Source organism: Photobacterium sp. BZF1 (assembly GCF_014349205.1).
Classification (GTDB): Bacteria; Pseudomonadota; Gammaproteobacteria; order Enterobacterales; family Vibrionaceae; genus Photobacterium.
This window is the reverse complement of record NZ_JACSOF010000021.1, coordinates 35,525-55,466: the sequence shown is the minus strand read 5'-3', so window position 1 is coordinate 55,466 and position 19,942 is coordinate 35,525. Positions and strand designations below refer to the sequence as shown.

Sequence of the window (19,942 nt, the reverse complement as noted above, 5' to 3'; positions counted from 1 at the left end):
TGATTTGATTGAAGGCGCAAAGCCCCTTCCGGAGTATAGGCACCCTCAGCGCGCGTTTTATATCTTTGGCCCTGAAGACGGTACGTTGAAGAAAGAAATTACCAACTTTTGCCGTGAGACCATTTATGTCCCAACGAATGGTTGCATGAACCTTGCCGCAGCGGTCAATGTCATCCTTTACGACCGTATGGCCAAAGGTGAAGGGTTCTCAAACCACTAAGGCCAGAGACCTAAATACGCTAGAGCATTAATGGGGGACAGTTTCTGTGCCCCATTTTTCTATCATCTCCCTAAGCTCAGCGCTTTGGTAAGGCTTGCAGAGAATATCGTCCATACCCGCCGTAAAGCACTCTTCCCGCTCTGCTTTAGTGGTCCCCGCAGTTAAAGCGATGATGGGCTTGTTATATCCTGTGCTGCGCAAACGCTCAGTTGTTGCATAACCATCAAGCACCGGCATTCGGCAATCCATCAGGACAATATCAAAATCCTGCTGCTCAAGTATTTCTAGTGCTTTCTGGCCGTTATCGGCAATCGCCGGCGTAATGCCGAACTTACCCAGCATCAACTTGATGATCATCTGGTTGGTTTTCAAATCTTCTACAACCAAGATAGACAGATCGTCAATAGATGCTGCACCGCCCAATTGGCCTTTACTTTCATCAACCGTGACCTGATTGATCTCCAGCGGCAAAGTCACCGTAAAGGTTGTGCCCCGGCCATCTTCGCTATCAACGTCGATCCAACCTTTCATTTGCTCAGCCAGCTTTTTACAAATAGCCAAGCCCAACCCCGTTCCCTCGTGTTGGCGGTTACTGGAGTTATCCACTTGGGTAAACGGCTGGAATAAGGTAGCGATTTTATCTTTGGGGATCCCACAACCTGAATCTCGCACCATAAACCTCAGCGCCTCATCTTGCCACCCAATAGTGACCGACACGTATCCCTGCTGGGTGAACTTTATGGCGTTACCAATTAAGTTTACGAAGATTTGCTTGATACGGTCTTCATCTCCCAGCAACCACTGTGGCGTATCCGGCATGAAATGAATCGAAAAATCTAACTGCTTTTCATTGGCGGGATGCTGGAAAATATCTTTGAGCATATTGGTCATCAAGCGGCTATCGAAAGGCTTAATGGCTAGTTCCATCATCCCTGCATTGATCTTGCTGTAATCAAGCAAGTCGTTAATGATCGCCCGCAGCAACTCTCCTGAGTGATGAAGCGTCGACAACAGACCGCTCTGGTGGTTATCTAATTGGGTATCGGATAACAGCTCTGCAGTACCCAGCAAGCCATTCAATGGCGTTCGCAGTTCATGGTTTATCATTGCCAAAAAGTCACGGGTTGATTTCTCCGACTCCTCAGCAGACATTCTGGCACGGATAGCATCTTCAAGCTTTAACTGGCGGTCAATCGACGTACGCAGCATTTCACCGATAAGGTTCATATGCTTACGGATAGTGGTATGCCACTCCCTTCTCTCATCGATACGGGTAACGAAATACCCTGTCACCGCTGAATTGCTCAGAGAAAACCAATGTAGCTGATGGCCTTCGTCCCAATGCTCACCAATCGTATCCAACTTGGCGGGAGGCGTGCATTTCTCATCGATTTCAGAGCAATACGTAATATTAAGAGCAGGTGTTGATTGACAGCTTATCTTAACCGCGCAGCCACTCACCGCATGGCTGGAGATCAAAGCATCAAGCAATTCTTTGATAATGCCAAAAGAAGGTTGGTATTTAAGGAACGTATGCCCGAAGCGAAGCAGCAAGTTATCCATCTTTTGCTGATAAGAAAGAAAATCCGACCCACTGGCGACTTGATCTCGCATCTGTTCGAGGTTCTGTTCTACCAACTGTTTGGTCTGATAGAGCTCTAAACTTTTTGACTCCAGTAACGTTTCAGCCATTTTCCTGGCTTCACGTTCCCGGTCAATTTTCTTTTGCATCAAAGCAACTTGGCGTTCCAGATCCATGCGTTCAAGGCCCATAATTACCCCGCGTTAAGGGTCAGCGTAAACCGGACATGGCTCTGGTCTTGGTTGACAGGCTCCATCTCAATATCCATCTCTTCGTTGAAGTGCTGGACACAACCACGGATCAAGCCTAGGCATACATGGGAAAAACAACGTGCGGATATATAGTCGAGCACCATCTTGGCTGAGGTTTGTGATATGAAATCAAACTGCGGTGGATTGGCATTGGGGTAAAGCTTTTTCACTTCAATATGAATGTGTCGCTCTACCCTTTCAATGAAGCTGAAAGTACCTGTTGGCTTATCACCGTTACCGAGTGGCATGGTCGTTAACAAACGTGTAAATAATGCCTCGCCATAGACTTCTTGTAGCGCCTCAGGAGACACACCCGTAATTTTACTCAAACAGACAATCATCTTCACCAAAACCCGGTGATCATAACTTCCCACTGCCGTGTAGATCCCATCAACCCCGGCATCATCAAGCATCTGCTGGCATACCTCTAAACCAAAGCGATTTTCAACGATATCGAGAAACTCGGTAAAAATAATTCCTTTCATAGACTTAATCTCCCTTTGCCCATGATTTGAGTATGGGAAACGAATGGCTTGTGGTCAAAATTATTGCAACTAATTTCATTAGATATAACCCCAAGCCCTTTACCTCAGTCTTTTTCAGTAAAAGGTTGTAACCACGCTATTGCGAAAGGATAGAAGTAGCATTATTTTGTGGTCAATTATCATAAGTCTAAGCACCCCATGAAACGTAACATCCTTTTTTCCTTCCTTTATATAGCAAGTACATTTTCCGGTTCAGCCGCCTTTGCAGGCTCGATGCCTTCCGGTAACTATGAGGACGGTAAAATGAAGTCTTTTTCCTGTCAGTTCTGTCATGGCCAAACGGGTGTGGCCAAAAAGAATGGTTACCCACATATCAACAACCAAAACGCCCTATACCTTTATAACTCCATGAAAGCGTATCAAAAAGGTGAGCGTACCGGCGTATATGGCAACATGATGAAGCAACAACTTTCCGTTCTCACTGACCAAGATTTGGCAGACATTGCTATCTATTTTTCCGAGCAACCATAATGTTACAACCTATGCTCCACTGTCAGGGAATTTACCCTAAGCCACTGGTAGCTTTTAGCGTTTACTACTAGAATTAAGCGGATTTGGTGGCATGTCGGCTGCCATTTTTACATTAGCATCGTTCACATTCAGTGAACAATGAGCAGGTAAATGATCACAATGTGTGTCTCAAAAGCCCGTTGTCAAAGCGTAATTTGACAGTGATTGATGAAACATAATGTGTTATTACATGCAGCTCCTGTGGGTTTATTGAGCGTTTACGCCAGAAAACCTGAAAAGACGGAGCAAAAACAAGCAAATGTTCATTTTATCTTAAATGAGCTATGTAATGTTTGTTGGAATCAGTGATATACTCCCCCACCGAATAGTGACACTAATTGTTTATAGAGAAAAACAATGGCAGATTTATCTAAATACAGAAACATTGGTATTTTCGCGCACGTTGATGCGGGTAAAACCACTACTACTGAGCGTATCCTTAAGCTTACTGGTCAGATCCACAAGACTGGTGAAGTACACGACGGCGAATCAACTACTGACTTCATGGAGCAGGAAGCTGAGCGTGGTATTACAATCCAGTCTGCAGCAGTTAGCTGTTTCTGGAACGGCCACCGCCTAAACGTTATCGATACTCCTGGACACGTTGACTTCACAGTTGAAGTATACCGTTCTCTTAAAGTTCTTGACGGTGGTATCGGTGTATTCTGTGGTTCTGGTGGTGTTGAGCCTCAGTCAGAAACTAACTGGCGTTACGCGAACGAATCAGAAGTATCTCGTCTGATCTTCGTTAACAAACTAGACCGTATGGGCGCTGACTTCTTCAACGTTGTTGATCAGGTTAAGAACGTTCTTGGTGCTACTCCGCTAGTTATGGTTCTTCCAATCGGTCGTGAAGACGACTTCGTTGGTGTTGTTGACCTACTAAGCCGCAAAGCGTACGTTTGGGACGAAACTGGTCTTCCAGAAAACTACGAAATCAAAGACGTTCCTGCTGACATGGTAGACGACGTTGAAGCTTACCGTGAAGAGCTAATCGAAACTGCTGTTGAGCAGGACGATGACCTAATGGAAGCTTACATGGAAGGTGAAGAGCCTTCTATCGAAGACATCAAGCGTTGTATCCGTAAGGGTACTCGTGACATCGCGTTCTTCCCAACTTTCTGTGGTTCTGCGTTCAAGAACAAGGGTATGCAGCTTATCCTTGACGCTGTTGTAGATTACCTACCATCTCCAACAGAAGTTGATCCTCAGCCGCTAACAGACAAAGAAACTGGTGAGCCAACTGGTGAAGTTGCAACTGTTTCTGCTGATGAGCCACTAAAAGCGCTTGCGTTCAAAATCATGGACGACCGTTTCGGTGCACTTACGTTCATCCGTATCTACTCTGGCCGCATGAAGAAGGGTGACACTATCCTTAACTCTGCGACTGGTAAAACTGAGCGTATCGGCCGTATGGTTGAGATGCAGGCAGATGACCGTAACGAGCTTACTGAAGCACAAGCTGGTGACATCATCGCTGTTGTTGGTATGAAGAACGTTCAAACTGGTCACACTCTATGTGATGTTAAGCACGAGTGTACTCTTGAGCCAATGATCTTCCCAACTCCAGTAATCTCTATCGCAGTAACGCCTAAAGACAAAGGCGGTTCTGAGAAGATGGGTATCGCTATCGGTAAGATGGTTGCAGAAGATCCATCATTCCAGGTTGAAACTGACGAAGAAACTGGCGAAACCATCCTTAAAGGTATGGGTGAACTTCACCTAGACATCAAGGTTGATATCCTTAAGCGTACTTACGGCGTAGACCTAATCGTTGGTCAGCCACAGGTTGCTTACCGTGAAACTATCACTCAAGCAATTGAAGATAGCTACACGCACAAGAAGCAGTCTGGTGGTTCTGGTCAGTTCGGTAAGATCGACTACCGCATCAAGCCAGGTGAAGTTGGTTCTGGCTTCAAGTTCTCTTCAACTGTTGTTGGCGGTAACGTTCCTAAGGAATTCTGGCCTGCAGTTGAGAAAGGCTTCGAAGGCATGATGGACAACGGTGTCCTAGCTGGCTTCCCAGTTCTTGACGTTGAAGTTGAGCTATTCGACGGTGGTTTCCACGCAGTTGACTCATCAGCAGTAGCATTCGAAATCGCAGCGAAAGGTGCATTCCGTCAGTCTATGCCTAAAGCTGGTGCTCAGCTTCTTGAGCCAATCATGCACGTTGACGTGTTCACTCCAGAAGACCACGTTGGTGACGTAATCGGTGACCTTAACCGTCGTCGCGGCATGATCAAAGACCAGCAAGCTGGTACTACTGGTGTTCGTATTAAAGCAGACGTTCCTCTATCAGAAATGTTCGGCTACATCGGTCACCTACGTACTATGACTTCTGGCCGTGGTCAGTTCTCTATGGAGTTCGCACACTACGCACCATGTCCAGCAAACGTTGCTGAGCAGGTAATCGCAGAAGTTAAAGAGCGCGAAGCTAAGAAGTAATTCTTATCAAAGTAAGCTTTAATTGCTGATAAAACCCGGTAGCCTGGCTATCGGGTTTTTTTGCCTTTTTGAAATCATTTCAACCAAGTAGCATTAACCCCTTCCCCCTCTTGCTCGCACCACTTATCATGCTATGACTATTGATAAAGTACTAACTTGATTGAGCAACGACATATGGAAATAACACCACAAGAACGCGAAGCGGTATACAAGACGATTTTCTCAAGGCGCGATGTCCGTGGTGAATTCTTGCCTAACCCTATCCCCGTGAAAGTGCTCGAGCGAGTGCTCAGAGCAGCCCACCATGCGCCAAGTGTTGGTTTCATGCAGCCTTGGGACTTTATTGTTGTGACCAAGCCTGAGACAAAAACCAAAATCAAACAGGGATTTATCGCAGCTCATCAACAATCTGCACAAATGTTTGATCAAGAAAAACGGGGCAAATACCAAGCCCTGAAATTAGAAGGGATAGAAGAAGCACCGATAGGTATTTGCGTAACCTGTGACAGAAACCGAGTTGGCCCAGTGGTGCTTGGTAGAACAATCAAGCCAGAAATGGATTTATATAGCGCGGTATGTGCTATCCAAAACCTGTGGTTGGCAGCAAGAGCAGAAAACCTCGGACTCGGTTGGGTCAGTATCCTCCATGATAATGTACTTAGAGACACGCTCAATATCCCTGAAGATATCGAAATCATTGGCTATCTTTGTCTCGGCTATACCCGTTTCTTTCATGACGAGCCTGAACTTGAAAAGCGAGGTTGGCAGTCTCGCCGCCCGTTAGAGCAAGCCATCCATTACGACAAATGGACTGACTGAATGTCTCGGCTCAAGCCTGCCGACTACAATCGGCAAGGTATTTCATCACCCCGTACTGCTTTAGCCACGCCAACTGTTCTTCATGCTTGACCAGAAAACGTCCTGAGTAATTGATCCCGTTGGCATAGACACCATCGATGTTATTTGCGCTTCTAGGAAACAATAACATCCAACGCTGCGTCAAAAGAAGGTTGTAAGGAGAGCAATTCTCGCCTTCAGCTGCTGGCAACAATGCCAAACTGGCCATCATCGAAAGGTAGTTTACATACAGCTCTTTGGCATCCAGCGCTTGCAGTGACAACAGCCGGTGCTCAAAAGGCAATTGACCAGAAGCAATGACCTGCTCAAGTGGGATGGGTGAGCGAACTAACTGCATATGGCGGTGTGTTTGGCTTGCTCCAGCAATAGGGCCATTATTGTAAAAGCCAAACACATCGGGGTGATCAAATCCTTTTAACCAGCCCTCAAAGTCACAAAGGCTTAAGCATGACTGCTGCGGGACAAAAGCTTTCGAGCAAATAAGCAGATGTGGAGACAGAACCGGAAACTTATTCAACAAACAAACATGCTCTCGCCCGACATCAGCAACATAAAGTGATTCTTCATAGGGAAGGAAGGGGTTGCCTTGGGTCGAGGTCGCTCGGAACTTCTTGGTTGCATTGGGCGTAACGACATGGCCTAAAAATGCGATACCCTGCTCTTCTATCACTTGGGCATCGGTAACTATCGGCATCAGGCTACCGTCTGCCAACGCATGCTCAGAAACTTGGGTTGCTTTTTCCCACAGCGTTTCAGTATGACCGGACATAAGTCCCTCCTCTCTATCCTTCTTTCACCATTGTATACCCAAGTGCGCCCAAGGTGTTTGTTTCAAAACGCTTTATTCAACCATATAGACAACCCTTGAAGTTACCTAACGCGGTGTACACATTAGTTTACAACGATAGCCTTTTTCGCCATATACAGGATGAAGGCTAGATATAGCTGCAAACCACGAAAGTTTGTATTATCAATGCCATTGGAAAACACTGCTTTATCCTATTCCCAATAGTACTCCATAGAGCAGTTAGAAGTTTTTGTTTGGTCGCTAAAACTTCAACAGGTAGTTTTGTTTGGTCGCATCCTACCTATCCAGCCTGTTTGCCTTTTGCATCATTCAGGTAGAAACAAAAAGGGCGTTTACCCAGTAAACGCCCTTATCCCTATTTGATTTTCAAAACTTCGTCGATATTAAATCAACTCTGCCGCCAGCAGGAAGCAACCGAATAGGAAGCTCAAGCCCATTGCCAACTGGCCACCTGATGCTTGGTACAGCACACCTGACGCATCGACCTCAAATGTACTGTCATCTTCTTTGCGCAACTTCATCGTCATCGCCATTGGGATAAATACTGCCAGGAATACCAAGATAATACCGGCGTAACCTAGTACAGAAAGGAACTGATCAGCAGCAAACAATGCACCCGCTAACGGTAGGATGAATGTCAGTACGTAAGTCACTGCTCGGTTCTGGCGGAACGTATCCACGTTTTGGTCAAACAGGGCCATTGCCACGCCAAGGAAAGAAGTGAGCAGGGCAAGGCCTGTGAACACTGACAGAATCAGGTTAATCATGGTGTGGCTTGAGCCCAGTGCCGCAATCAGTTCAGAAACGTTATTGAAATCAACCATCTGCTCTGCACTTAGGTTACCCATCGCCGCATATAGCCATAGCAGGTAGCTGAACAACGGGACAAGCGAGCCGATCACAACCATGTTGCGTAGCTGCTTATGGGTCGCTTCTTTGTTGTAAGTTACCAGCGATGGTATAACCACCATAAAGCCGAAGCTGGTGAACAATACCGAACTGGTTTTGATCAGGTCAATCTTATTGTCGCTGGTTGCTACCATCAGGTTTTCAATTGAAATAGTCGGTACCAATGAAAGTAGCGTTAGCACCAACATAATGACCATCACAGCAAACAGGGCACGGTTAAGCTTATCAATCACAGCAGTACCTGCAGCGACGACCACACCAGCAACCAAGGTAAAGACAATCTGGCTCTGCATCAGGCTGAGATCAAGGCCGATGCTCGATAGCAGCTTCTGTACCAGATCCCCTGCCCCAATGATGTAAGCCATCAACAGGCAAACAAGCAACGCATACAACAGGCCATTGGTCACCAGCTGGCCACCTTTACCTAGCGTTTTGCGGGCAATGGTATTCATGCCAAGGCCGCCACCCGCCTTAATACTGGCTTCAAGCAAGAGAAGGGCAGCGTATGTTGTACCAAGCCAGATCACCAGCATAAGCAACGTGCCCCATACCAGCCCGAACTGAGCCAACACCATAGGGATAGCCAACATACCGGCACCCAGTGCCGTACCCGCAATAATAAGAGAACTACCAAGCAGTTTTAGATTCACAATTTTGTCTCGTAATAATGTGTCTCCGCCACCTAAAGGGCAGAAAACAAAAATGGGGAAATAATCTATTTATCAATGTGCTGCAGATGAAAAAGCAGCAATAGAGAATTAGTGACTAAATCGGAATGCGGCAAAATAGCCGTAAAACTGGAAGTTTGCGGAAGGTTTGGCAGGTTGAGAGAGGCAAGCGCAAGCGTTCGCTAAAGAAGAGGCCGAGGATAGATGGATCTTCCCCGTAGTTTTATTGTTCATTAATCGTACTCCAACAACGATAAATCCCTATAAGTAAGGTAACCTTCCACTGATTACCCTTGTTTTGTTTGGTCAGTTAGCAACTTATATGGTCATTAGAAGCACTTCAATACTTGCACATGAAATCTTATATTTCAAAAATGAAAATTAAGATTTTAGGCAAATAAAAACCCTTTGGCCATTGGCTCAAAGGGTTAGTTGTCACTTAGAAATAGGGCTTAAGCTGATATTACCTCGCCGGATTTTGCCGCGATGAGCGTCAGCTTGTTAAACGAGGCTGGGTAAACACTGATGGTGCTGCCATCGTCAAAAAGTAGGCCGTCGTAGAAGTTACCACTCCACTTCACACGGGTGAAACGCGCATAGCGCGCTTTACTATAGACCTCTTCGAGGGCGTTGATGGCGCCTTGCTTACGTACCTGATCCATAATTTCCTGGCTCAGTAATTTCTCGGCCACCGATTTATCTGTTGTCATCCCTGTCTCCGGAACCTCTTCATCCTATGTTTGTACCAAATACAAAATGAGATTCAAGTACCAATATCACAACACGTCGGTGTACGCCGAGAAATTAAGCAGTTCAGTGTTATTTAACCTCGGTATGGAAGTACCTTGAGTCAAACTCAATTACGGTACCTTTACTGCGGATAAACTCTGCAATCGTTACCTGCTGAGCTTTCATTGACTCAATAAGCAGATCCTTATCCTGGTTAAACTCCTCATGGCCGATTGGGGCCGGAACGAGGTCAACTTCCCCATCCTCTCCTTCAACTTCAATCGCAGGGCCTTCATAAGGGAATAAGTAGGAACCATGCCCACCGTGCATGACCCTGATAGCACCTTTTACAACACCCTGATCAGCAATTTTGTCAGTAATATTAATCAGTGACAGATGGTCAATTAAAGGCTCAGTACCAACAAGCGGCAAACCTGTCGCTTTATTTGGCACAACGGTATCAGGAAGGTAATCTTCGCCCAACTGGCAATCGCCCAACTCAGGATCGCAAGTGCCTGCCGCTTCAATAAGCAAGATTGGCTGGTCAGGGTTATTCGCCTGCTGGGTTGTAAAGTTTGCTGGGTCGCCTGAATCCACGGCTGCCTGTACCGCAGGGAACATATCAGCCACAGCCATATCGTAAAACGTCTGCTCTAGTTCCTCCGCTTGTGCCTCATTTTCATCACTTTCAAATTTAAACTTCTCAAGTGCGTTCAGGCCCTCAAGTTTAGTCTGCTCGCTTGAGTCATAGACGCCTAGCATTTGGGCAACCATTAACTGAATATCGCTCGATTCCTTTATCTCGTTTGCCACTTCATCGCCGAGCAGGTCTGAGTTCATTACGAGGTCAGTCAAATGCATACCAGGTACCACCAGAGTAACCGTTGAGAATTTTAGTGCTTCCTCAGTTTGGGATAGTTCACTGACCATAGTAGAAACAATGCCACCAAGTGAGTGTCCAATTAGGCTAACGTCGCTAGTATCAACATAAGGCGTAGAGTTAAGGGCTTTTCGCAACGCAAGCTGATCAATCACTGCCTGGCGTTGGTTATCACGCAAAGTCAGTGGGCTTAGTAAGTTGAGGTATACCGACTTATCTTCGTTCTCCTCGGTGCTGGTAGTAGTAATATCCATCACCCCATCACCGTTCAAATCTACACCTCGGGCACCGTGCAAAGGCTGGTCGATAGCTACCACCAAACGGTCTTCACCTACGACGCTTTCGGCCATTGTTTGCGCAGATTCTTTCCAACCGGTAATACCATGAACAAATATCGATGCAGGTAAAGCAACACCGCTTGTCGCTGGAATATCTGGGGTCCAGCCTTTAGGGGCATATATCAAGACGGGAATTTCTTCAACACTCTGCGCAACCGGTTCAGGGTTTCCCCCGTGGACAAAATTGCTACTACCATCTTTCCACCAGCTGTAGAGCGGTTCACAATAGCTCACAGGATCAATATTGATCGTCCTTGCCTGTTCGCTACCTTCAGGGTACAAGGCAGCAACTTCACAGTTAGACGCATTAGGCATCTCTAGGTAATACGGGACTTCAATCGTCGCTTCATACGTCCACACCTTGGCGAACTTACCGTCATTGAGCACTTTAATATTTTTAAGGCCCTGCTCAGGTATATTTGCTTTAGCCGCTTCCATGACAGGATAAATACTCTGCGTGGTAAAGCGCGCACTGTAAACGATGCTCTCTTGTACTCCTGCTGCGGCTAAATCATTATGGTTACTTTGGATCTGGCTGACGAATGCATCACCTTTTGCGTGGCCTAAATTATCGCCCTCAGTCAGGCTTTGGTAATAATTGGAGCGTCGTAGCGTATTGCCCGCGATATCGGTAATACCATCTGAAAGCGCAAGGACAAAGGTTGTCGATTCAGGTAGCACGACTTTCGGCAGCACCCGAATATCACCCGACTCGGTGACTTCAACCACATAGTCTTCGTTTGGTTTGAGCAACTGACCGGTTTCAACATTCAAGATATACGTTTTCTCAGTCAGTGTTGTCGTATCAAGTGCATCTTCTGGACCTGAAATTGGCAATACTATCGGGTAGCCTGTTGACCATCCATCTAGCGCACCATAGACGTTCTCGTAGTTTCGGTAATCCACTTCATCGCCATTCGCTTCTTGTTCAAGCTCCAGGGTACCATCACTGTCGGTAAGTAGAATATCGTTGGGATAGATCACCTGATCCAGATTGAATGGAACATACTGCCGTGGATCTTCTGAAGTATCTATCTCATTACAGGCCGTGAGCGTAGCCGCAATGACAAGTGCCAGACATAGAGGTTGTGTATTTTTTATCATTGTCATTTCCATCGGTTTATTAAACTGCTTTCAGACGCTCGGCTATCCTAAATGAAAAGCAGCAAAACCCCGACGACCACACTCTCTTAAATAATTGATTTAATATATTATTTATGTTTTTTATATGTTTTTATTCTTTCACCCCCAAGTGACATCCTCCCAATCTTCTGGCATCAGAAGCAAAAAACATGACTGTCACATAAACTTCATAATATGTAAGAAAAGAACACATCTTAAAGGCTATCTCTTTCATAATTATTGTATTAATTCTCCATATTTATTCTTGTAATACAATATTATGTATTTTAAGCTGTTGATTTTTAAAGGACTACCCCTTTAGGGCTATTCAAAACTGTAATTGATTTACGTCATATTTATTCACACATTGTCTCATTAAGATCCCATTCAGAATTTATGACTTTGTAGTAGAGGATCTTATGAGCAGAGTGAGACTGGCCATCATCGGCAACGGAATGGTGGGCCATCGCTTTATCGAGGAGTTGGTCGATAAAGCCAATATGGACAATTACGAGGTAACCGTCTTCTGTGAAGAGCCTCGTGTCGCCTATGACAGGGTTCATCTGTCATCGTATTTCTCCCACCACACCGCCGAAGAACTTTCGCTCGTTAAAGAAGGCTTCTACCAGAAACACTCAATCAACATCCTGCTTGGCGAACGTGCGATTAACATCAATCGCGAAAACCGCGTCATCTACTCCAGCACGGGTCGTGAAGTTCAATACGACAAGCTGATCCTCGCTACTGGCTCATTCCCGTTTGTTCCACCTATTAAAGGCCACGAAAGCAAAGACTGCTTTGTTTACCGCACAATCGAAGATCTCAAAGCTATCGAAGCCAACGCCAAGAAAAGCAAAGTCGGTGTTGTTATCGGTGGCGGCCTGCTTGGCCTCGAAGCTGCCGGTGCACTTAAAGCACTCGGGGTAGAAACCCACGTTGTTGAGTTCGCACCAAAACTGATGGCAGAACAGTTAGATCTGGCTGGCGGTAACCAACTGCGCCAGAAAATCGAACGCATGGGTGTGAACGTCCATACCAGCAAAAACACGTTGGAGATTGCGCCAGAAGGCACTAATGCTCGTAACGTCATGCGCTTTGCAGATGGCAGTGAGCTTGAAACAGACTTCATTGTGTTCTCTGCAGGTATCCGCCCACAGGACAAACTGGCCCGTCAAATGGAGCTGGATGTTGCCCCTCGCGGTGGTGTGGCTATCAATGATTTCTGCCAGACGTCAGACGAAAACATCTACGCCATCGGTGAATGTGCCTCTTGGAACGAAATGTTCTATGGTTTGGTGGCCCCGGGTTACAAGATGGCGCAGGTTGCAGTGAGCCACCTGATTGGTGAAGACAACCGATTTGAAGGCGCTGACATGAGTGCCAAGCTGAAACTGCTTGGCGTAAAAGTTGGCTCTATCGGTGACGCCAATGGTCGTACACCTGGCTGCAAGAGCTTTGTCTACCAGAACGAAGAGCAAGAGGTTTACAAGCGCCTGATCGTTTCTGAAGATAACAAGAAGCTTTTGGGTGCTGTACTGGTTGGCGATACGTCTGACTACGGTGACCTGCTGCAGCTAATGCTCAATGAAATGGAGCTGCCTGAGCACCCTGATGCATTGATCCTCCCGGCCCACGCGGGTGCCGAAAAGCCATCGCTTGGCGCAGATGCCCTGCCTGATAGCGCTGTGATCTGTTCTTGTTTCGATGTTACCAAGGCAAAAATCGCCCAAGCCGTAACTGATGGCAACCACACTCTGGCAGATGTTAAAGCAGTAACAGGTGCGGGTACTGGCTGTGGCGGTTGTATTCCGCTTGTGACGTCTGTTCTAAATGCCGAGCTGGCCAAGTCCGGTATCGAAGTGAAGAACGATGTATGTGAGCACTTTGCCTATTCACGCCAGGAGCTATTCCACCTGATCCGTATCGAAGAAATCAAAACCTTCGATGAACTTCTAGAGAAGTACGGTAAAGGCTACGGCTGTGAAGTGTGTAAGCCGCTGGCTGGTTCTATCCTCGCTTCATGCTGGGGCGAGCACATCCTCAAGCCTCAACTGGTTAAACTGCACGACACCAACGACAACTTCCTGGGCAATATCCAGAAAGACGGTACCTACTCCGTGATTCCGCGTATGGCTGGCGGCGAAGTTACACCACAAGCACTTGCTGCCCTTGCTGCCGTGGCTGAAGAGTACAGCCTGTACACTAAAGTAACCGGTGCACAGCGTATCGGCCTGTTCGGTGCACAAAAAGATGATCTTCCTGAAATCTGGCGCAAGCTAATTGATGCAGGATTCGAAACAGGTCAAGCGTATGCCAAAGCACTGCGTATGGCGAAGACCTGTGTGGGCTCGACTTGGTGTCGCTACGGCGTTCAGGATTCTGTTGGCCTAGGCTCATTTATCGAAAACCGCTACAAGGGTATCCGTACCCCGCACAAGATGAAGTTCGGTGTTTCTGGCTGTACCCGTGAATGTGCCGAAGCACAGGGCAAAGACCTTGGCATCATCGCAACAGATGCCGGCTGGAACATGTATGTGTGTGGTAACGGTGGTATGAAGCCTCGCCATGCCGACCTACTTGCCAGCGACCTAGACCAAGAAACCCTTATTAAGTACATCGACCGCTTCATGATGTTCTACATCCGCACTGCTGCGCCACTTCAGCGTACCTCGGTATGGATGGAAAACATGGAAGGTGGCGTCGACTACCTACGCGAAGTAATTGTTGAAGACAAACTGGGTATCAACGCCCAACTTGAAGCTGACGTTGCCAAGTTGGTCGATGAGTACGAGTGTGAGTGGACGGCGACAATCAACGACGAGTCGCAACTGACCCGCTTCGCCCACTTTATCAACTCTGACTTGCGTGATGACAACGTGGTTTTCGTCACCGAGCGTGACCAGCACCGTCCGGCCACATTTACTGAAAAACACCCAGGTGCGGTTGGCGATATCCTGCACGTTGAATTGGAGAACGAATAATGGCTTTTGAACTAATTTGCGATATCCAAGATATCACTCCGGGTACTGGTGTCTGTGCACTGTTCAACGGTCAGCAAGTTGCTATCTTCCGCCCAAGTGAAGCTGAAGAAGTGTTCGCCATCAGCAACATGGACCCGTTTGCCCGCTCGAATGTGCTGTCACGCGGCCTGATTTGCCAACACCAAGACGAGCTTTGGGTTGCTAGCCCACTGAAGAAGCAACGCTTCAACTTGTCGACCGGTGCTTGCATGGAAGATGAGCGCTTTAACATTAAAGCCTTCAATGCCCGTGTGACTAACGGCAAAGTCGAAATCGCGGCGTAATCAATCAGCCGGTTAAAGAGCAAGATTTAATAGCAAAAAGGCTCCCTGAGCACCTCGTGAAGAGAGCCTTTGACTATTCAATTTTAATTTAACTTTTTGGAGTGACATGATGTCCTATTCAAAACCGATGGAATTCGTTCAAACAATGATTGATACGGGTGAAGCTAAAATCCGCACATCAACACGTGATCTGATTTTGCGTGGTACGATGGCGGGGATTATCCTCTCGTTGGCGGTTGTTGTGGCGATCACCACCATCACCCAGACAGGCATTGGTATTGTGGGTGCCCTAGTCTTCCCTGTTGGTTTCTGTATCTTGAGCCTAATGGGATATGACTTGGTAACCGGCGTATTTGGTCTTGCACCACTGGCCAAATTCGAAAACCGTCCGGGCATTACCTGGGGTCGAGTACTGCGCTGCTGGGGCTTTGTCGGCCTAGGCAACCTGATTGGTTCACTGCTTGTTGCTTTCCTTATCGCCCTTTCTTTTACGATGAACTTCAGCGTTGAACCTGGCGCTGTCGGTCAAACTTTCATTAAGGCAGCAACAGCACGTACCGTCGGCTTTGAAGAGCTAGGCGCCAATGGTTGGATCACCTGTTTTGTCCGCGGTATCCTGTGTAACCTGATGGTTTGCCTAGGTGTTATCGGCAACATGACGGCACGAAGCGTAGCAGGCAAAATTGCGGCAATGTGGCTGCCAATCTTTATCTTCTTCGCGCTAGTGTTTGAACACGCTGTTGTGAACATGTTCCTATTCCCGCTAGGTATGATGCTGGGTGCTGATATCACTATTTCAACCTGGCTGAGCTTCAACCTGGTACCAACAATTCTTGGTAACCTAGTCGGTGGCCTGCTATTTACGTGTGTTCCTCTATACCTGACCCACGCGAAAACAGCACCTGCTATCGATGTGGAAAGTGATTCAACGGTAAATGCAGCACCTGCATTTGGCACTAAGTAATCATGATATTTTGGTCCTGGGCAAATGCTCGGGGCCAATACCAAATTAGAAGCCTATTGTATTGTTTTGGCTATAAAAAGTAATAACTCCTTAGGATAAAAATCTCGGTCTTAAATCTATACCTTAAGTTCAGGCATTGAGTATTACTTTTTATATCCAAATTTCTAGAAAGGCGTTGCTATGAGCACCAACATCACATCATCAAACAGCGGCTTTGTTTCACTGGTCGGCGCAGGACCGGGCGACCCAGATTTGCTGACCGTAAAGGGGTTACGCGTCATTCGAGCAGCAGATGTTGTCGTCTATGACCGGCTGGTATCAAAAGATATCTTGGCGATGGCAGATCCCGCCGCCGAAATGATCTATGTCGGCAAAAAGCTCGACTTTCATTGTGTCCCGCAAGATCAAATCAACCAGATTTTGGTGCAAAAAGCACAGCAAGGTAAGCGTGTGGTGCGTCTAAAAGGTGGAGACTCTTTTATCTTTGGTCGTGGCGGTGAAGAACTTGAAGAACTGGCAAAGTTCGGTATCAAATACGAAGTGGTACCGGGCATTACTGCCGCAGCCGGTGCAACTGCTTATGCCGGTATTCCACTCACCCATCGTGACCATGCCCAGAGTGTCCAGTTCATCACTGGCCACGTACAAAAGGATGGTAGAGAAATTGAGTGGGGATCATTGGCGCAATCCAACAACACGCTGGTGTTCTATATGGGCCTGAAACAAAGCGGCCATATCTGCGATAAGCTGATCACCCACGGTCTTGCTGCAGATACCCCTTGTGCCATCATCGAAAACGGCACTCGCCCAGAGCAACGTGTATTGAATGGCTCTCTGGCAACGCTACCAGAGTTAGCAAAAGGAGCGGTCAGCCCTGCACTCATCGTGGTTGGTAGTGTTGCCTCACTGAGTGAGCATTTACAGTGGTTCAATCAGTAAAGCCCAATCCGAAGTCATCTCGTTTCATTAGTATGACGGTGACTCAAGAAAGACAAAGGGCACTCGAAGTGCCCTTTTCTTTACAACGTTTGGTTACCAGCGTCTGACTAGTGCTGTACCAATACTCATCCCCACCAGCATTGTCACAATAAAAACCAACATTGAAGGGTTCAGTCCCAAGGTTGATGTAACCGCAGGTCCAGGACAAATACCAGCAATCCCCCACCCTAAGCCAAACAACACTGCACCAGTGACCAATCGTTTATCTATCCGTTTGTTATTGGAAACTTCGAACTTTTCGGCACAGACCGGGGCAGGACGTTTCTTAATCACCATTATATAAACCGGCAAAAATACCGCCAGCGCACCGCCCATCACAAACATCAGGCTCGGGTCCCAAGCACCGGCTATGTCTAAAAATCCAATAACACGATGAGGGTCGACCATACCTGATACCATCATCCCCAAGCCAAAAAGCAGGCCCGCTATCAGAGCCACCCATTGAGTCATTGCTTTCATTTGTGACCTCCGATTAAAGTACATGCAATCGTACAAAGACAGTCGCAATGGCAACAGCCATGAAAATACATGTTGCGACAATCGATCGTTTGGATAACCGACCCATACCGCAAATACCATGGCCGCTAGTACATCCGTTACCTACCTTGGTACCTATCCCAACCAGCAAGCCAGCCAACCCTACCCAAAAGAAAGAAGAAACAGGTAACGTTTCTGGTAACGTAAACCCAACAGCAGGGGCTAGCAGGCCACTTGCCAACATGCCAATGACAAACAGCAGTCGCCATGAAACTTCACCTTGCTTGGGTGTCAGCAAGCCAGACACAATCCCGCTGATACCGGCGATACGGCCATTTAGCAATAACAAGCCTGATGCAGATATGCCCAGCAGTATCCCACCAACCAATGCATCCCATGGGATCTCAAATGCCATCATTTTCTCCAAATTCACTCAGTAACTTTCTTAATTAGAGAATACTAAAGTATAGAATTCAGTCAACACTAAATTAGAATTAAATAAATTAGTAATTTCTAATTTAATGTTTTATATTGGCTACCATCATGAATCGAGATACTGTAGTTCCCTATTTTTAGGGCAGACGGAGAATGCAATGACCAAGATTTTGATTGTGGGTGGTGTTGCCGGTGGTGCATCAGCTGCTGCGCGGGCACGCCGGTTAAGTGAAGATGCTGAGATCATCATGTTTGAACGCGGGGAGTTCGTTTCTTTCGCCAACTGTGGTCTGCCATACCATATCGGGGGCGATATAACAGACCGCAGCAAACTGCTGCTTCAGACACCGGAGAGCTTCCTTGCCCGCTTCAATGTCGATGTCAGGATCATGAATGAAGTCATCGCCATTGACCGTGAAGCCAAAACCGTAACAGTGAGGAATGTCCTCGATGGCACTGAATATATCGAGAGCTACGACTTCTTGCTGCTCAGCCCTGGCGCTGCGCCTGTCATACCACCGATTTCTGGTATCAATAACCCGCTGACCCATTCGCTCCGCAATATTCCTGATATGGATAAGATCTTAGCCACACTTAATGGCAATAAGCCAAGCCATGCAACTGTCGTTGGCGGCGGCTTTATCGGCCTTGAAATGATGGAAGCTTTCCATCAACTGGGTATCGAAACGACCTTAGTTGAGATGGCCGATCAAGTGATGACGCCTGTGGATCGCGAAATGGCTGGCTTTGTTCACCAAGAGATCCGAGATAAAGGCATTGATCTGCGCTTGGGTGTTGCACTGGAGTCTGTTAACTACAGTGAAGAGCAGAGCAGTCTAACGTTGACTCTCAACAATGGCGACACCATCGAAACAGGCATTTTGATTATGGCGATCGGTGTCCGTCCTGAAACCCAGTTAGCCAAAGATGCAGGGCTAAAAATCGGTGAGCTAGGTGGCATTTGGGTAACGCCACAAATGCAAACCAGCGATCCAAGCATCTTTGCCGTTGGTGATGCCATTGAAGATCAGGACTTTGTTACCGGTAAGCAAACTCTGGTACCGTTAGCAGGGCCTGCCAACCGCCAGGGTCGCATGGCTGCTGACAATATGTTGGGCCGCAACGAAAGCTACCAAGGCACGCAAGGAACGGCGATTTGTAAGGTGTTTGACCTTGCCGTTGCTTCTACCGGTAAAAATGAAAAACAGCTTCAGGCTGACGGTGCTATCTACGAGAAAGTCTATGTTCACACTGCAAGCCATGCTAGCTACTACCCAGGGGCTGAAACGGTTTCTTTGAAGCTGTTGTTTGAACCAAAATCGGGCAAAATTTTGGGCGCACAAGCTGTAGGTAAAGATGGCGTCGATAAACGTATTGATGTACTAGCTGTTGCCCAGCGAGCAGGTATGACCGTCGAACAACTACAACACCTTGAGTTGACCTATGCGCCACCTTACGGCAGTGCCAAAGATGTTATCAACCAAGCAGCCTTCGTCGCAAACAACATCATCAAGGGTGATGCGACACCTATCCATTATGATGAAATTGATAACCTGAGTGATGACCAACTACTTCTCGATGTCCGCAACCCAGGCGAGCTAAAGAGTAGCGGTTACCTAGAAGGGGCTGTCAATATTCCTGTGGATCAGCTGCGGCAACGTCTAGATGAACTACCAAAAGACAAAGAAATCGTTATCTACTGTGCCGTCGGCCTACGTGGCAATGTCGCTTACCGCCAACTGGTGAATAATGGCTTCAGGGCCCGTAACCTGATTGGGGGTTACCGTACTTATTCATTTGCTCAAAAATAGAGTGGTAAATTTGAAGTAAGTGCTTAATAACAAAGCCTGAGGAGAGCCTCAGGCTTTTGAACATTTGCTCGCATGATCACGGTTACA

General features: G+C 47.0%; 17 protein-coding genes. 9 read left to right on the top strand and 8 right to left on the bottom strand.

Annotated elements, in window-relative coordinates:
* Positions 1-220: TrmH family RNA methyltransferase (locus BIZ37_RS06745; protein ID WP_304622262.1), on the top strand; the 220-nt coding region annotated here is incomplete at its 5' end.
* Positions 221-247: 27 nt separating this feature from the next.
* Here BIZ37_RS06745 and BIZ37_RS06740 read toward each other — a convergent pair.
* Positions 248-1,993, bottom strand: coding sequence for an ATP-binding protein (locus BIZ37_RS06740; RefSeq protein ID WP_255526690.1), 1,746 nt, complete (start codon positions 1,991-1,993; stop codon positions 248-250).
* Between the two features lie 2 nt (positions 1,994-1,995).
* Positions 1,996-2,538: a heme NO-binding domain-containing protein gene (locus BIZ37_RS06735; RefSeq protein WP_107297719.1), complete on the bottom strand. Its 543-nt coding sequence runs from the start codon at positions 2,536-2,538 to the stop codon at positions 1,996-1,998.
* Between the two features lie 303 nt (positions 2,539-2,841).
* On the opposite strand from BIZ37_RS06735, the gene BIZ37_RS06730 reads away from it, so the two are divergent.
* From BIZ37_RS06730 to bluB, 3 genes are all read left to right on the top strand, one after another.
* Positions 2,842-3,069 (top strand): c-type cytochrome, encoded by a 228-nt coding sequence (locus BIZ37_RS06730; RefSeq protein WP_336596067.1) that lies wholly within the window; start codon positions 2,842-2,844, stop codon positions 3,067-3,069.
* Positions 3,070-3,465: 396 nt separating this feature from the next.
* Positions 3,466-5,553, top strand: a complete 2,088-nt coding sequence (gene fusA / locus BIZ37_RS06725; RefSeq protein ID WP_187460845.1) for an elongation factor G — start codon at positions 3,466-3,468, stop codon at positions 5,551-5,553.
* Between the two features lie 174 nt (positions 5,554-5,727).
* Entirely contained in the window at positions 5,728-6,372 is a 645-nt protein-coding gene (gene bluB, locus BIZ37_RS06720; protein WP_187460844.1) for a 5,6-dimethylbenzimidazole synthase, read from the top strand.
* Between the two features lie 10 nt (positions 6,373-6,382).
* Here the strand turns inward: bluB and BIZ37_RS06715 are convergent, their stop codons facing one another.
* The 4 genes from BIZ37_RS06715 to BIZ37_RS06700 all read right to left on the bottom strand — a co-directional run bounded on the left by BIZ37_RS06715 (position 6,383) and on the right by BIZ37_RS06700 (position 11,847).
* On the bottom strand, positions 6,383-7,180 hold the full coding sequence (locus tag BIZ37_RS06715) for a DUF4922 domain-containing protein (protein WP_187460843.1): 798 nt from the start codon (positions 7,178-7,180) through the stop codon (positions 6,383-6,385).
* A gap of 422 nt (positions 7,181-7,602) precedes the next feature.
* On the bottom strand, positions 7,603-8,778 hold the full coding sequence (locus BIZ37_RS06710; RefSeq protein WP_187460842.1) for an aromatic amino acid transport family protein: 1,176 nt from the start codon (positions 8,776-8,778) through the stop codon (positions 7,603-7,605).
* A gap of 470 nt (positions 8,779-9,248) precedes the next feature.
* A complete protein-coding gene (locus BIZ37_RS06705) occupies positions 9,249-9,506 on the bottom strand; it encodes a hypothetical protein (protein WP_187460841.1) in 258 nt (85 codons plus the stop codon).
* Positions 9,507-9,615: 109 nt separating this feature from the next.
* Complete coding sequence (locus tag BIZ37_RS06700; RefSeq protein WP_187460840.1) at positions 9,616-11,847, bottom strand: alpha/beta fold hydrolase; 2,232 nt, start codon at positions 11,845-11,847, stop codon at positions 9,616-9,618.
* Positions 11,848-12,284: 437 nt separating this feature from the next.
* Here BIZ37_RS06700 and nirB point away from each other — a divergent pair, with 437 nt between their 5' ends.
* From nirB to cobA, 4 genes are all read left to right on the top strand, one after another.
* Positions 12,285-14,846 (top strand): nitrite reductase large subunit NirB, encoded by a 2,562-nt coding sequence (nirB, locus tag BIZ37_RS06695; RefSeq protein ID WP_187460839.1) that lies wholly within the window; start codon positions 12,285-12,287, stop codon positions 14,844-14,846.
* A complete protein-coding gene (gene nirD / locus BIZ37_RS06690) occupies positions 14,846-15,169 on the top strand; it encodes a nitrite reductase small subunit NirD (protein WP_187460838.1) in 324 nt (107 codons plus the stop codon). Before nirB ends, nirD begins: the two co-directional genes overlap by 1 nt.
* Before the next feature lie 109 nt (positions 15,170-15,278).
* Complete coding sequence (locus BIZ37_RS06685; RefSeq protein WP_187460848.1) at positions 15,279-16,133, top strand: formate/nitrite transporter family protein; 855 nt, start codon at positions 15,279-15,281, stop codon at positions 16,131-16,133.
* Between the two features lie 180 nt (positions 16,134-16,313).
* A complete protein-coding gene (gene cobA / locus BIZ37_RS06680) occupies positions 16,314-17,072 on the top strand; it encodes a uroporphyrinogen-III C-methyltransferase (protein ID WP_187460837.1) in 759 nt (252 codons plus the stop codon).
* A 93-nt stretch (positions 17,073-17,165) separates the two neighbouring features.
* Here cobA and BIZ37_RS06675 read toward each other — a convergent pair whose 3' ends face one another.
* Both BIZ37_RS06675 and BIZ37_RS06670 read right to left on the bottom strand, forming a co-directional pair.
* Positions 17,166-17,582, bottom strand: a complete 417-nt coding sequence (locus BIZ37_RS06675) for a YeeE/YedE family protein (RefSeq protein ID WP_255526692.1) — start codon at positions 17,580-17,582, stop codon at positions 17,166-17,168.
* 22 nt (positions 17,583-17,604) lie between these two features.
* On the bottom strand, positions 17,605-18,024 hold the full coding sequence (locus BIZ37_RS06670) for a YeeE/YedE family protein (RefSeq protein WP_187460847.1): 420 nt from the start codon (positions 18,022-18,024) through the stop codon (positions 17,605-17,607).
* 178 nt (positions 18,025-18,202) lie between these two features.
* Between BIZ37_RS06670 and BIZ37_RS06665 the strand changes: the two genes are divergently transcribed.
* The gene (locus BIZ37_RS06665; RefSeq protein ID WP_187460835.1) at positions 18,203-19,855 is read left to right on the top strand and encodes an FAD-dependent oxidoreductase; all 1,653 of its coding nucleotides are present in this window, start codon (positions 18,203-18,205) and stop codon (positions 19,853-19,855) included.
* The last annotated feature ends 87 nt before the right edge of the window (positions 19,856-19,942 follow it).

Excerpts from the sequence above, each read along its gene's own strand:
- nirD (WP_187460838.1), top strand. The coding sequence starts at position 14,846 with ATGGCTTTTGAACTAATTTGCGATATCCAAGATATCACTCCGGGTACT.
- BIZ37_RS06670 (WP_187460847.1), bottom strand. The coding sequence starts at position 18,024 with ATGGCATTTGAGATCCCATGGGATGCATTGGTTGGTGGGATACTGCTG.
- cobA (WP_187460837.1), top strand. The coding sequence starts at position 16,314 with ATGAGCACCAACATCACATCATCAAACAGCGGCTTTGTTTCACTGGTC.
- BIZ37_RS06715 (WP_187460843.1), bottom strand. The coding sequence starts at position 7,180 with ATGTCCGGTCATACTGAAACGCTGTGGGAAAAAGCAACCCAAGTTTCT.
- BIZ37_RS06675 (WP_255526692.1), bottom strand. The coding sequence starts at position 17,582 with ATGACTCAATGGGTGGCTCTGATAGCGGGCCTGCTTTTTGGCTTGGGG.
- fusA (WP_187460845.1), top strand. The coding sequence starts at position 3,466 with ATGGCAGATTTATCTAAATACAGAAACATTGGTATTTTCGCGCACGTT.
- BIZ37_RS06685 (WP_187460848.1), top strand. The coding sequence starts at position 15,279 with ATGTCCTATTCAAAACCGATGGAATTCGTTCAAACAATGATTGATACG.
- bluB (WP_187460844.1), top strand. The coding sequence starts at position 5,728 with ATGGAAATAACACCACAAGAACGCGAAGCGGTATACAAGACGATTTTC.
- BIZ37_RS06665 (WP_187460835.1), top strand. The coding sequence starts at position 18,203 with ATGACCAAGATTTTGATTGTGGGTGGTGTTGCCGGTGGTGCATCAGCT.
- BIZ37_RS06730 (WP_336596067.1), top strand. The coding sequence starts at position 2,842 with ATGAAGTCTTTTTCCTGTCAGTTCTGTCATGGCCAAACGGGTGTGGCC.
- nirB (WP_187460839.1), top strand. The coding sequence starts at position 12,285 with ATGAGCAGAGTGAGACTGGCCATCATCGGCAACGGAATGGTGGGCCAT.
- BIZ37_RS06735 (WP_107297719.1), bottom strand. The coding sequence starts at position 2,538 with ATGAAAGGAATTATTTTTACCGAGTTTCTCGATATCGTTGAAAATCGC.
- BIZ37_RS06700 (WP_187460840.1), bottom strand. The coding sequence starts at position 11,847 with ATGATAAAAAATACACAACCTCTATGTCTGGCACTTGTCATTGCGGCT.
- BIZ37_RS06740 (WP_255526690.1), bottom strand. The coding sequence starts at position 1,993 with ATGGGCCTTGAACGCATGGATCTGGAACGCCAAGTTGCTTTGATGCAA.
- BIZ37_RS06705 (WP_187460841.1), bottom strand. The coding sequence starts at position 9,506 with ATGACAACAGATAAATCGGTGGCCGAGAAATTACTGAGCCAGGAAATT.